13 protein-coding genes are annotated in these 12,415 nt (G+C 46.5%); 8 read left to right on the top strand and 5 right to left on the bottom strand.

Translation table 11 applies throughout. From position 1 onward, the window contains the following. The first annotated feature begins 65 nt into the window (after positions 1–65). Positions 66–539 carry a PaaI family thioesterase gene (locus F7D20_RS05860; RefSeq protein WP_158463239.1) on the top strand — a complete coding sequence of 158 codons (474 nt, stop codon included), beginning with the start codon at positions 66–68 and terminating at the stop codon, positions 537–539. Between the two features lie 22 nt (positions 540–561). On the opposite strand, the gene F7D20_RS05855 is transcribed toward F7D20_RS05860, so the two are convergent. The 5 genes from F7D20_RS05855 to F7D20_RS05835 form a co-directional block, all read right to left on the bottom strand. After that, the gene (locus F7D20_RS05855) at positions 562–1,200 is read right to left on the bottom strand and encodes an HAD family hydrolase (RefSeq protein WP_158463238.1); all 639 of its coding nucleotides are present in this window, start codon (positions 1,198–1,200) and stop codon (positions 562–564) included. Further along, a complete protein-coding gene (locus F7D20_RS05850; RefSeq protein ID WP_158463237.1) occupies positions 1,197–2,234 on the bottom strand; it encodes a glycerate kinase family protein in 1,038 nt (345 codons plus the stop codon). The genes F7D20_RS05855 and F7D20_RS05850 overlap by 4 nt, the downstream gene beginning before the upstream one ends. A gap of 40 nt (positions 2,235–2,274) precedes the next feature. Then, positions 2,275–3,573, bottom strand: coding sequence for a M18 family aminopeptidase (locus F7D20_RS05845; protein ID WP_158463236.1), 1,299 nt, complete (start codon positions 3,571–3,573; stop codon positions 2,275–2,277). A 518-nt stretch (positions 3,574–4,091) separates the two neighbouring features. Further along, positions 4,092–4,445 carry an addiction module toxin RelE gene (locus F7D20_RS05840; RefSeq protein WP_158463235.1) on the bottom strand — a complete coding sequence of 118 codons (354 nt, stop codon included), beginning with the start codon at positions 4,443–4,445 and terminating at the stop codon, positions 4,092–4,094. Next, a complete protein-coding gene (locus F7D20_RS05835; protein WP_228114114.1) occupies positions 4,435–4,632 on the bottom strand; it encodes a prevent-host-death family protein in 198 nt (65 codons plus the stop codon). Before F7D20_RS05835 ends, F7D20_RS05840 begins: the two co-directional genes overlap by 11 nt. A 635-nt stretch (positions 4,633–5,267) precedes the next feature. On the opposite strand from F7D20_RS05835, the gene F7D20_RS05830 reads away from it, so the two are divergent. From F7D20_RS05830 to F7D20_RS05800, 7 genes are all read left to right on the top strand, one after another. Next, positions 5,268–5,708 carry an Hsp20/alpha crystallin family protein gene (locus F7D20_RS05830; protein ID WP_158463234.1) on the top strand — a complete coding sequence of 147 codons (441 nt, stop codon included), beginning with the start codon at positions 5,268–5,270 and terminating at the stop codon, positions 5,706–5,708. 325 nt (positions 5,709–6,033) lie between these two features. Then, entirely contained in the window at positions 6,034–6,927 is an 894-nt protein-coding gene (locus F7D20_RS05825; RefSeq protein ID WP_158463233.1) for a helix-turn-helix domain-containing protein, read from the top strand. A 124-nt stretch (positions 6,928–7,051) separates the two neighbouring features. After that, complete coding sequence (locus F7D20_RS05820) at positions 7,052–7,879, top strand: MBL fold metallo-hydrolase (RefSeq protein WP_367383912.1); 828 nt, start codon at positions 7,052–7,054, stop codon at positions 7,877–7,879. Positions 7,880–7,893: 14 nt separating this feature from the next. Continuing rightward, on the top strand, positions 7,894–8,778 hold the full coding sequence (locus F7D20_RS05815) for an NAD-dependent protein deacetylase (protein WP_158463232.1): 885 nt from the start codon (positions 7,894–7,896) through the stop codon (positions 8,776–8,778). A 2-nt stretch (positions 8,779–8,780) separates the two neighbouring features. Beyond that, positions 8,781–9,461, top strand: coding sequence for a hypothetical protein (locus tag F7D20_RS05810; protein ID WP_158463231.1), 681 nt, complete (start codon positions 8,781–8,783; stop codon positions 9,459–9,461). After that, positions 9,454–10,263, top strand: coding sequence for a Fic family protein (locus tag F7D20_RS05805; protein ID WP_158463230.1), 810 nt, complete (start codon positions 9,454–9,456; stop codon positions 10,261–10,263). Before F7D20_RS05810 ends, F7D20_RS05805 begins: the two co-directional genes overlap by 8 nt. A 102-nt stretch (positions 10,264–10,365) precedes the next feature. Beyond that, on the top strand, positions 10,366–12,303 hold the full coding sequence (locus tag F7D20_RS05800) for a heavy metal translocating P-type ATPase (protein ID WP_158463229.1): 1,938 nt from the start codon (positions 10,366–10,368) through the stop codon (positions 12,301–12,303). Positions 12,304–12,415 lie beyond the last annotated feature (112 nt).

Here is a 12,415-nt window from a genome sequence, read left to right as displayed (position 1 = left end):
AGATTAATTTTTTGAGGAGTTAAAGGAGTTAAGAAGTTAAGAAGTTAAGGAGTTTTTTTAGAGTCATGAAGAAGATATTGAATCCTTATTTAGGCAAACCGGAATACAACTGTGTATGTTGTGCTCCAGGCAATCCTGTGGGATTGCATCTCGAGTTTTGGGAAGATGGCGATGATGTGCTCACTGTCTGGACTCCAGGTGTTAACTATCAGGGATGGGTGAACACCCTTCACGGAGGCATCATCGGAATGCTGATGGACGAAGTGGCAGGATGGGTAATCAACCGTAAGCTTCAGACTACAGGCGTGACGATGCAGCTCAATGTGAAATATAAGAAGCCTGTTCTTACCTCAGATACTCAAATTACGGTTCGTGGACATTTAGCCAACCAGCGTCGCAACATAGCCACCATTCATCTTACTCTTGAAAATTCAGCAGGCGAGATTTGCGACGAGGGCGAAGCCGTTTACTTTACTTTTGGTCCGGATAAAGCCAGGGAAATGGGATTCAATGGCTGCAAGGTGGAAGGAGAAGGGTAATATACGAAAGTGGACTCAATATTTAAAAATCCAATTTCTGCAGCAATTCTGCGAAATCGTCGATGATCCAGTCGGCTGAGGCAAGTTGCTCGCGGGTTCCGTTGCCATAAGTCACGGCGCATGCCTTGCAACCAGCGTTGTGCGCCATGTCCACATCGAATGTCATGTCGCCAACGACCAAGGCTTCTTCTATTTCTCCATTCATCTCTTTCAGAGCCCGCCACACCATGTCGGGGGCAGGCTTCACATGCTCCACATCATCGCCCGCCACTATAGAGGTGAAGATGTTGTCGAGCGCCATCTGCCTGACATAGCCGTCGAGCGAACAATGGTTGCGGCTGCTTGCCACGCCCAGTACGAAACCACGTTGATGCAGTTTACGGAGCGTTTCTATCACATGAGGGAAAGGCTCGACAATCATGATTTCCTTGTTCTTCATGAATATCTCGCGATAAGTGGCAGCACAGGCTTTACCCTCTTCGGCACTCATGCCAAAGAGTGCCACAAAGGCCTCGTCGAGCCGAAGTCCGATCGTTTTGGCGCAAGCCTCGTCCGACTTCACCTCGAGTCCTCTTTCCCGCATCGTGTCCTGCAGGGTCTTTACTATCAGCCGTTGTGAGTCGCCGATAGTTCCGTCAAAATCAAAAATGATGTATTTCATTGTTTCTCTTCCATTATGATCGCTTTTATCATGTTGTTGCGTGCCACATCAGGCTTCAATGCCATATCCAAAGGCATGTTGTCCGGAGTAACCTGAATCACTCTGTCGAAACCAGCATCCAGCATCGCCTGCCTGTCGCTCACGCCACCCGATACAAGCCAGATTTTCTGATTGGTAACATGCTCAAGGATTCTTTGTGGCAGTTTCCCCATCAAGGTCTGCCGGTCGCTATGTCCTTCGCCTGTAATCACAAGGTCAGCATTCTGAATCAAGGCGTCAAACCCAATTTTCTCTAAAAGAAGCTCAGCCCCAGGACGAGCCTTGGCATTGAAATATTGCAGGAAGGCGTAGCCCAAACCACCGGCAGCACCAGCTCCCGGAGCCTCACTCCTGTCATAACCGAAATGCTTGGCGCTCACCTCGGCAAACTTCCGGGCACGGGCATCCAGCATTTCCACCATCTTAGAGTCTGCTCCCTTTTGAGGAGCAAAGACATGAGCCGCGCCGTTCTCGCCGCAAAGAGGATTGGTAACGTCTGAAGCCAGCACAAAGCTGCATTCCCTGCGTATCGTCTTCCAGTCGTCGCCCATAGCCTTGAGCATTCCTATACCGCAATCGGAAGTGGCACTTCCGCCCAATCCCACGATGAAATGGGTCACGCCCCGGCGATAGGCATTCACGATCATCTCGCCCACACCCCAGGACGTAGCCTTCATCGGGTTGCGCTGTTCGGGCTCTATCAAAGCCAGGCCTGCTGTCTGCGCAATCTCGATAATAGCAGTATTGTCCACTATTCCGTACTCAGCCTCCGTCCATCGCATCAGGGCATCATGAGCATGAATCCTCACCCGTTCACCCTTCATTGCCGAGAGAAAGGCATCGAGCATTCCCTCGCCCCCATCACTCATTTCGAGGGTTATGATTTCGGGAGCCGACAAAGCTCCTGCTATTGTGTCATTCACCTCCCTGCTCGTAAGGCAACCCTTATAAGAGTCGCATGCTATGACAATCTTCCGATATCCACTTTTCATCATATCTTTGTTGATACAATTGAATGCCTTTCATCGTGTCATGTTATTCCTGGTAGAACTGTGTGAACACCTTGACGCAGAACTCATGGTCGGCAGTGCTTCCTGTCTCGCGGCAGCTGTGCATGGCAAGGATGGCATTTCCCATGTCGACACCGCGCAGCGGAATGGAAGAGGCAAGGATGTTGCCCAGTGTGCTTCCACCTGCCACATCACTGTGGTTCACAAAGCGCTGGCAAGGCACACCTGCCTTCTTGCACAGGCCGGCAAAGACCGATGCAGAATAAGCGTCGCTGGCATACTTCTGGGCAGCATTAAACTTGATGACCGGTCCGCCTCCCAGCATAGGATGGTTGGTAGGGTCGTACTTCTCGGAGTAGTTGGGATGCCATGCATGGGCATTGTCTGCCGAAATCATGAAGGCACGCTCCACAGCCTGATAATAAGCCTCCTCGGTTCCGCCCTGAGCCAGGGCGATGCGCTTGAGCATGTAGGAGAGGAAAGGACTTCCGGCTCCCTGCTTGGTCTGCGAGCCCGTCTCCTCATTGTCGAAGATGGCAAGCACCTGTGTGGTGTCGGTGGGTTGTGAAGCCAACAGCGCCTCAAGTCCGGCAAAGCACATAGACAAGTCGTCGAGTCTTCCCGAAGAGATCAATTCATTGTGCGCGCCAAAGGTGCAGGCAGGAGTGGCATCAGCCAGATAGAGGTCGAAGTCGAGAATGTCCTCGCGAGCCACGGTCTGCTGTTTGTTCAGTTCCTCGAGGATGATGTTCATCAGCAGGTTACCTTTCTCCAGCTCGTCGTTGATGATTCCCAGGATAGGAAGCACATCTTTCTGTCGGCTCAGTTTCACCCCATCGTTCACCTGTCTGTTGAAGTGAATGGCCAGGTTGCTTATCTGCAGCAATGGGCGCTTCACGTGCAGCAGGAGGGTAGTGGGGGTCATCACGTCCTTGCTCTTCACGATGACTCTTCCAGCGAGAGTGAGCGGACGGTCGAACCATGTCGACATGATGGGACCTCCGTACACCTCAGTGTTGAGCTTCACGATACCTCCCTCGCAGTCGATCTCTGCATGAGGCTTGATGCGGAATGTGGGTGAGTCGCAATGGGCACAAATCATGTGGAATCCCGTTTCAGCCAGGGGTTTTCTTCCTATTTGGAAGGCATAGATGGAGGAATCGTTCTTGGTGACAAAAAACTTGTCGCCGGCCTTTACAGTGCCTAAGGTCTCGGTAGTGTCAATGCGGCGATAACCATGTTGCTGCAACTCTTCGGTAAGGTTCTTGACAGCCAGGAAATTGACTGGCGAAGCGTCGAGAAATGACAATAATCTCTTGATCATGTTTTATTTTGTTTTCGTTAATTCTATCTTGGGTTAATATGTATACCTTATTAATTATACTGCAAATTTACAATAAATACCCCACAAAACAACCTAATGGGCGAAAAAGAATTCCTTTATAACATTTATTAAGTTGGAGGTCGGCCATTTTTGATGTGTACGGTTGGCACGCCCTGGGCCGCACCTTCCGCCTCACCAAGGGCGACTTGACAGCAGAGGTGATAAGCAACTCTGGGGAAACGTGACAGGAAAATCTAATACAATCAGGCTCGCTCCATAAGGGGTGAGCCTGATTATTTTGTATTGTGGTCAAAGTGGTCATGGTCAAAGTGGTCAAACTCGACTTTTGATGACCTTTCGCAAGATTTAGTCATTAGTCATTTTCGATTTAAAAGTTACTGCTTTTGCAAATAAAACAAGGATCAAATCATTAAATCACAACTATTTAATGATTTCTCCTGCATATACGACAAGAAGCTGTTGGAATACGTTAGAGTCCAACAGCTTCATTATAGATTCTATTCAAGATCAAATCCCATGTCTCGCACAAGTTGCTTGACAACATTGACTTTGACAGTTGAAGCATCCTCTTTATCATAGAGAAGAAGAAAAACCACATGACCATTTTCTATATCTGTAAGGATATTGAAAGTAATGACCCTTGCTCCACCAGATTTTCCTTTGCCTTTAGCTTTGATAGCCATACGGATTTTGCGTATGTTTTTTGTAATCTCATCGCCTTGCAGGGGATTATTCTTAATGCTTACAAGAAAATCCTTATAGTCTTGTTTAAAACTTGGATATTTCTTAGCGAGACGTTTTGCTTCTTTTGCAAAGTCGTCAGAAACCGATATTGTAATATTACAACTCATCGAGCAAACTTTCAGCAGATTGAAGTTTACGCTTTCCGGCAATGGCTTCTTTTACCTCCGTCAAAGCGTTTCTGAGTTCTTTCATCAAGTCGCGCGGTGCGTCAATGGTATTGCTTCCGTCATCGGGGAAGATGCGGAAATTGCCAGCACGCGATTTTAGGACTACGTGCTCTCCTGCTTTTGCCAAATTCAGATACTTTGTCTGATTAGTGCGAAAGTCTCTTGTACTAACTACAACCATCATTCAATATATATTAGTTTATGATGCAAAGATACACTTTTTTATTGAAACAACAATTAATTGGTAGCCAATTAACATTATTTGGTAACCAAACTGGCAGGAAGTCCTGTTAGATGTTCTGAAAACAGATACAGAAATCACTCGTTATTTTTTTTATACAAAGCTTTTATATTCAACGTTTTAAGTTCTGTGTAAATCTGTGACATCTGTGTAACTTTTCTGAGTGTATAGGATTTGACTTATGACTCACCGGTTCAAAGTCATTTGTTTTATCACCTTATACTTTGCCGACAGCTTTGTCAGCAAAGTATAATTATTTTAAACTTTGCTGACACCTTTGGCATTTGCCTGCGACAGAACTGGCAACAAAAGGACTGCATCGTGAACTGGCACGTATCTTGCACTATCCATCCGTGAAAGCGTAAAGCTACAAGACGATGACAATCAATGAGTTGGATGAGTCTTGAGACTCGAGGCAATCAAACAAAAGTGAATAATAAACAAAAGTATAACAAATAGAAATCCCGACGGAGTCGCAAGACACCGAGAGGACGAGTAAAAGAAAATTGGAGGTTTTAATTATGTTATTAGCTCGTAGAAATAATGATTCTAATTGGTTGAGTAATTGGTTTGATGACACTTTCTTTGATACAGACTTGATGCCACGCGTAAATGTCGCTACAGCTCCTGCCACTAATATCAAGATGAACGATAAAGTCTACACCATGGAGGTTGCTGCTCCTGGCTTGAAGAAAGAATGGGTTCGCATCAATCTCGACAATGACGGCAATCTCTGCATCGCCATAGAGAACAAGATGGAACATAAGGATGAAGACAAGCACGAGCACTATCTGCGTCGTGAGTTCTCTTACAGCAACTACCAGCAGTGTTACACCTTGCCTGAGGATGCCGACCGTGAGCATATTTCAGCAAAGGTAACTGACGGTGTTCTTGAGGTTGAGATTCCAAAGCTTACTCCTAAAGAAGAGGCTAAGACAACCAAGAAGATCGAAGTCAAATAACAATTTCGCATAAATGATTGAGGGCAGATTCCAAAGCAATTTGGAACCTGCCTTTTTTGTGTCCTTACCAGAATCATCGCATTTTTCATCTACCCTATTATAATGATTTTCATCTATCCATCGGGTTATTTCTTCCATAAATCTTGCGGTGGTCATAGTTAATTTGTAATTTTGCAGGCTGGAGAGCAGCTATCAAAGTTTCTGCTTATCCGTAACGGACAAGATATGGGCTATCATTGCCTGTTGCCCATACGACACATAATATATATAACCAAGCAAGTTGATATTTATTCACTTGCGAAACTTCAGATTAAAGATTAAGATTATGGCAAAGCAAAGACAGCGTCTGGTAGAAGTGCCGTTCAACAAGACGGATTGCGGCGTAGATTTCTACATCAACACAGCTTATGGCGGAGAGTGCCCTTGGGTGCTTACGGAGCATGAAGTGTTCAAGACCGACTTCTTCGAAATATTTTTCATCAAGAAAGCTAATGGCTACGTGCTGATAGACTACAGGAAGATAAACCTGAAAGACAGCATGGTGCTCATTGTGAAGCCACACCAGCAGCAGGAATGGCACATTGATGAGCCAGCTCTCGACTACGAGTTTTTGATATTCCGTGAAGATTTTATGCGAACCTTCATTGCCGACAAATTCTTTGTCTATCGACTTCAATACTGCCAGCAGACCGAAACACCGCCCTATTTGATGTGTTCAGGAAATGAATGTGAAGAATATAATCAGCTGCTCAAGAAAATACGGACAGAACTTCGGCAGCCTCAAGCCGACAGCTACAACATCATCGTCAGCGTACTCTACTATCTGCTGGCAATTATGAATCGCCATTATGTCCGTGAGCATCAATTGCCTCAGGCTGCTCCTAAGAATTATTACGCCTTTCAGTTTGTGGAATTGATGGAAACCCACATCCGGAAGTTGCAGCGTGTGCAAGACTACGCCTCGCTGCTCAAGATTAGCCGTATCACCCTGAACCATAGCGTGATGGCGCAGTATGGAGTATCGGCTACCTATCTGCTGAAACAGCGACTGCTGGCAGAAATCAAAAACGAGCTTCTGTTCACCAGCAAGTCTATAAGTGAGATAGCCTACGCTTTCAGTTTCCCCGAACCACCCCACCTGATGCGTTTTTTCAAGCAGCAGACGGGCAAGACATGTCGAGAATTCCAGGAGGACTATAAGAATGGGGTGTATGAATGAGAATAATTTATCATTTTGGTAGTTTTTGGCGGTTTTCCGGTATCTGATACATCAGTGTTTTTTCATACTTTTGCAGTCGGAATAATGAAGGTAAATATATAATGGAATTAAAATTCGCATAAGTATGAAAAAAATGATTTTGATGCTGGCTTTAATGTCGGCTTTTACTCAGTTGAGTGCAAAGAACTACATCCGCCTCATTCGCAATGCAACCCTGAAGATGGAATATGCAGGTAAGCAAATTCTTGTTGATCCATTGCTTAGTGCCAAAGGCTCTTTCGGGTCGGCTCTTGGCGTAAATCCAAATCCTCGTGTAAACTTGACGATGCCCGTGGAAGAAGTGCTTGATGGACTGGATTTCACTCTCTTAACCCACAACCATCCTGACCATTATGATGAAACAGCAGTCAAGCTGATTCGCAAGGATATGCCGTGGTTCGTACAGACTGAAGATGTAGAGCAGGTAAAGGAGAAAGACGGCTTCTTTCATGCCGTGGGCGTTGCAGACAGCATTGAGCATGAAGGAATCACCATTATCCGCGTCAGAGGCAATCACGGACGTGGACAACTTGGTGCGCAAATGGGACCAAGTTCTGGTTACATTCTCAAAGCCAAGAAACAGCCAACCATTTACATTATGGGCGATTGCATTTGGGATGAGAAGACCCAGATAGCTGTATCTACCTATAAGCCAGATTATATAGTAATCAATACTGGTGGAAACATTTTCCTACCACAGTCAAAGACAGATGGAGATATCACGATGAATGAAATGGAAGCTATGCAAATGCTGAAGGACTGCGATCCTCAGATTCGTTTTATTGCGGTTCATATGGATGCCATAGATCATGGACAGACAACAAGGGCTATTCTCCGTAATCAGGCTGAATATGAAAAGGTGGATAAAAAACGCCTGATGATACCAGAAGACGGACAAGTATTGATACTATGACACAGATAGAAATTATGACACAGATAGAAATACTGAAAAAAAATATTCAGGAGGCAGAAGCCATCATCGTGGGTGGTGCCTCTGGAATGTCGGCAGCAGCAGGTTTCCGCTTTTATTATATGAATGATGCCACATTCAAACAGATAGCCGGACAGTTGGGCGAGAAATATCATGCTGATGGTTGTTTCCCACTGTTTTATCATCCGCAAATCAAGAAAGGGGAACTATGGGCGGCATTGCTCCGCGAGTACAAGTACCTGTATGAGTGTCATACTGGTGAGCCATACGAGGATCTGGCAGAACTACTCGATGGCAAGAACTATTATATTGCCACCACCAATCAGGATGCGCAGTTTTTCCGCACCTTTCCTGTCGAGAAGATCACTCGCATTCAGGGCGATTTCCGCTACTGGCAGTGTAAGCATACTTGTACAGACGAAATCTATCCCAACAAGAAGAAGGTGTATGAGTTGCTGGACAAGATAGAAGGTGACAGACTGCCCGACGACCTGATTCCCCGTTGTCCACATTGCGGTACGGAGATGATTCCATGGTGGCGCAGTCACGAGTTTCTGGAGGGTAGCTATTACCGAAAAGAAATGCAACGTTATATGGATTTCCTCAAGAAGAACATGAACAAGAAAGTGCTTTTCCTCGAGCTTGGTGTGGGTATGATGACTCCAATGTTTATCAAGGAGCCATTTATGAACATGGTATATCGCTGGCCCAATGCCACTTATGCTGTAATCAATCCAAAGGATGCTTATGTTCCAAGGGAGATTGCCAAAAAGAGTATTGCCATTAAGGAAGATATCGCTGTGACATTAAAGAAACTGTTGGGCAAACCGGCAGATCATATCGTATCAGATACAAATTTCGAACCAGGAAGGATATATTAAATATGAATGCAAATATCACTCTTGCCCAAGAATGGATAGCCCAGGCTGATGCCATTCTCATAGGAGCCAGCAACGGACTTTCTATCGCCGAGGGCTATCATATCTTTGCCAACAACAAGATGTTTCGAAGACAGTTTGGCGACATGCAGCAGCAATATGGTTTCAGAAACGTTGTGGAAGGTCTTTACTTTCAGTATCCTACTGTTGAAGCACGCTTAGAGTTCCACAGACGATTGGTGAAGTTTTGGGTAGACGATTACGAACCTTCACAGGTAATGTATAACCTCATGAAAGTGATTGGGCAGAAGGATTACTTCATCCTTACCAGCAATGGCGACTTGCATCTGGAGAAATCAGGGTTTGATGAAAATCGCATCTTCGAGATAGAAGGTGTCATGACCGACCTTTCGGCAGCGCCAGACCCCAAGAAAAACACACTCTTCCATCACTTTCTTACAAAATATTCTGGCAAAAAGCTCGTTATCTTAGAGTTGGGTATTGGCTCGCGCAACCGACTCATCAAGCTACCAATCATGCAGCTGGCTTATCGTGAGCCGAATGCTAAATATATCACGCTCAACATGCCTCAAGAGCTCTATATTCCACAGGAGATAGCAGAAAAGAGCGTGGGTATTGCTGGCGATATAGCCCAGTCGCTCAAAGAATTGAATACAAATGGATAGACAAGGATATTACAGAACAATAGGAAGGGACGAGAGAGCATACCGCTCTTTCGTCCCAACCCCTTTACAGGATATTCACCTGGAAATGGATGAAGAAATGCAAACACTGCTTGCTCAAGCACATGAAAGATTAAAGAATCGCAACCTCTCTGATATTGATGCATTGCAGAAGGAAGAAGTTGAGAATTCCGTGAATCTGGTATATGGCGAAAAGAAGTCTTTAGCCTTAGCTTTCTTTGAAACAGATGATAAGGAAGACAAGAAACGCAAATTAGATGAACAAAACCTTCTTCAAGCCACAAGATTTGCCGTAGAACGTATGCAGAAACTGCCTATTAGCAGCCGATTGCTCAAGGATGTACACTGGGTAATGATGCAAGGTGAGCACAATGAAAGGAAATACCCTGGTGAGATGCGCACCTCACCTATCTGGCTTGGAACAAAAGATGACACGCTGGCAACAGCTCCCTTCATTCCACCTGTTTATGAGGATATGGCAAAGTCTATTGCCGACTTAGAAAACTATATCCATTACGAGGAACAGACTGACGCTCTCATCATGGCGGCGCTCATTCATTATCAATTTGAAATGATTCATCCATTCATCGCTGGAAATGGAAGAATAGGCAGGTTGCTAACCCTGCTCTTTTTGATGGATAGGAATGTCATCCAACAACCTGTGCTCTCGCTTTCAAAAAATCTGATGAGCAGTTCTTTCAAATACTTCACCGGCATTGCTTCTGTTGAAGTATCTGGAACATACGAAAAATGGGTGAAGTATTTTCTACAACAATTACATTAAATGTTTAATTGCATTATTAGAGCACTGAATTAGAACACTGAATTAGAACACTGAGCCCACTTTAAAATGCAAGAAATAAGAAAAGGATTTAAAAAGACAAAAATGAAGAAAACAATTCCAGTAATAGGCATGGCTTGCAGCGTATGCTCTACCAATGTCGAAAAGAAACTACGGTCGCTAAAAGGCATCAACTTCGCCTCGGTTTCCCTGGCGAGCCGAACAGCCCTGGTAGATTATAACCCCGACATCATCTCCCTGGAAGATATGAAACGGGAAATCAGCAACGCCGGCTACGACCTCGTCATCGAAAACGACAGAAGCGTGGAGGAAATCAACCGCCGTGAGTTCACCCTCCTGCGCCGCCGAACCCTTGCTTCATGGCTCTTCGCCATCCTGACGATGTGTTTCTCCATGGGATGGATTTCACATACCGGTTCCTTCGCCAACCAGATTTGTCTGCTCCTGACACTCGCCAACCTGCTCTATTGTGGCAAACAGTTTTATGTTTCCGCCTGGAAGCAGCTCCTGCATCATACGGCAAACATGGATTCACTCGTGGCGCTCAGCACCCTCATCGCCTTCCTTTTCAGCACCTTCAACACCTTCTTCGGAGAAATGGTCTGGGGAGCGAGAGGCATAGAATGGCACACTTATTTCGATGCTTCCGTGATGATTATCACCTTCGTGCTGACCGGCAGATGCCTGGAAGAAAAGGCGAAGGACAGTACGGCGAGCAGCATCCGACAGCTGATGGGCATGCAGCCGAAGACCGCCCGACTGGTGACTCGCGAGAAGATGGAAGGCACCAATGACTTCAAGATGGAGGAAGTGCCGATTTCCACCATTCAGATAGGCGACATGATAGAGGTAAGAGCCGGCGAGAAGATTCCGGTGGATGGCGTGGTGACCCAGGCTGAGAGTTTCATGACTGCCGATGCTGCCTATGTGGATGAGGCGATGATAAGCGGCGAACCGACTCCGGCGATGAAAAAGGCTGGCGACAACGTGCTGGCTGGCACTATTCCGAGCCAGGGAAAGCTTCGCATGAGAGCCAAGCAGATTGGCGAGAACACCGCCCTGGCCCACATCATCCGAATGGTTCAGGAAGCTCAGGGCAGTAAAGCACCAGTGCAGCGCATTGTAGACAAGGCAGCCGTGGTGTTTGTGCCCGTAGTGGCAGCGATAGCTTTCTTTACCTTCCTGGTGTGGTTGATTGTCGGTGGCAATGGGGCGCTGCCGCAAGCCATCCTGTCGGCTGTTGCCGTTTTGGTGATTGCCTGTCCATGTGCCATGGGACTGGCCACTCCCACGGCCTTGATGGTAGGTATAGGAAAGGCGGCTCAGAAGCAAATCCTCATCAAGGACGCATCGGCTTTGGAGAATCTCAGAAAGGTGGATGCACTTGTAATCGACAAGACGGGAACGCTTACTATTCCCAATCCCAATATTGATTTCACCCGACAAGACCAACTGTCTCTGCAGGAGCGTGAATCGCTCAAACCCCATGCCAAGGAAGCGATGACGGCACTTCGGCAGGAAGGCATCGAGGTGTACATGATGAGTGGCGATAAAGAGGAGGCTGCCCGTTACTGGGCGCAGGAAGCAGGCATCGGCAACTATCACAGCAAGGTGCTGCCTGGTGACAAACAGGCTTTGGTGAAGACGTTGCAGCAGCAAGGCAAGCGAGTGGCTATGGTGGGCGACGGCATCAACGACACGCAGGCTCTTGCCCTGGCAGATGTGAGCATCGCGATAGGGCGGGGAACGGATGTGGCGATGGATGTGGCTCAGATAACGCTCATGGGCGATGACCTCATGGCTCTTCCTGATGCTGTCGTGCTGAGCCGCAAGACTGTGGGCATGATTTGGCAGAATCTCTTCTGGGCTTTTGTCTACAACATCGTGTGCATTCCCCTGGCGGCAGGTGCGCTCCACATCTTTGGCATCGACTTCCAGATTACTCCGATGTGGGCAAGTGGACTTATGGCTTGCTCGAGTCTGAGTGTAGTGCTCAATTCACTAAGGCTGAGGTGGGCGTGAACCCGATTTCGTCCGTCGTTGGATGTGACAGCAGGCCGTGGATGAAGAAGAATTTGGCGAAATGATTGATAGTTTTTCGAGAAAAGGGGAATAGTTGTTTTATTTTTTGTAT

Source organism: Segatella copri (assembly GCF_009495355.1).
Classification (GTDB): domain Bacteria; phylum Bacteroidota; class Bacteroidia; order Bacteroidales; family Bacteroidaceae; genus Prevotella.
This window is presented reverse-complemented; position numbering and strand designations above follow the sequence as displayed.

What these genes read in the sequence shown, in the direction of transcription:
- F7D20_RS05860 (WP_158463239.1), top strand. Translation starts at nt 66, where the DNA reads ATGAAGAAGATATTGAATCCTTATTTAGGCAAACCGGAATACAACTGT.
- F7D20_RS05855 (WP_158463238.1), bottom strand. Translation starts at nt 1,200, where the DNA reads ATGAAATACATCATTTTTGATTTTGACGGAACTATCGGCGACTCACAA.
- F7D20_RS05850 (WP_158463237.1), bottom strand. Translation starts at nt 2,234, where the DNA reads ATGATGAAAAGTGGATATCGGAAGATTGTCATAGCATGCGACTCTTAT.
- F7D20_RS05845 (WP_158463236.1), bottom strand. Translation starts at nt 3,573, where the DNA reads ATGATCAAGAGATTATTGTCATTTCTCGACGCTTCGCCAGTCAATTTC.
- F7D20_RS05840 (WP_158463235.1), bottom strand. Translation starts at nt 4,445, where the DNA reads ATGAGTTGTAATATTACAATATCGGTTTCTGACGACTTTGCAAAAGAA.
- F7D20_RS05830 (WP_158463234.1), top strand. Translation starts at nt 5,268, where the DNA reads ATGTTATTAGCTCGTAGAAATAATGATTCTAATTGGTTGAGTAATTGG.
- F7D20_RS05825 (WP_158463233.1), top strand. Translation starts at nt 6,034, where the DNA reads ATGGCAAAGCAAAGACAGCGTCTGGTAGAAGTGCCGTTCAACAAGACG.
- F7D20_RS05820 (WP_367383912.1), top strand. Translation starts at nt 7,052, where the DNA reads ATGAAAAAAATGATTTTGATGCTGGCTTTAATGTCGGCTTTTACTCAG.
- F7D20_RS05815 (WP_158463232.1), top strand. Translation starts at nt 7,894, where the DNA reads ATGACACAGATAGAAATACTGAAAAAAAATATTCAGGAGGCAGAAGCC.
- F7D20_RS05810 (WP_158463231.1), top strand. Translation starts at nt 8,781, where the DNA reads ATGAATGCAAATATCACTCTTGCCCAAGAATGGATAGCCCAGGCTGAT.
- F7D20_RS05805 (WP_158463230.1), top strand. Translation starts at nt 9,454, where the DNA reads ATGGATAGACAAGGATATTACAGAACAATAGGAAGGGACGAGAGAGCA.
- F7D20_RS05800 (WP_158463229.1), top strand. Translation starts at nt 10,366, where the DNA reads ATGAAGAAAACAATTCCAGTAATAGGCATGGCTTGCAGCGTATGCTCT.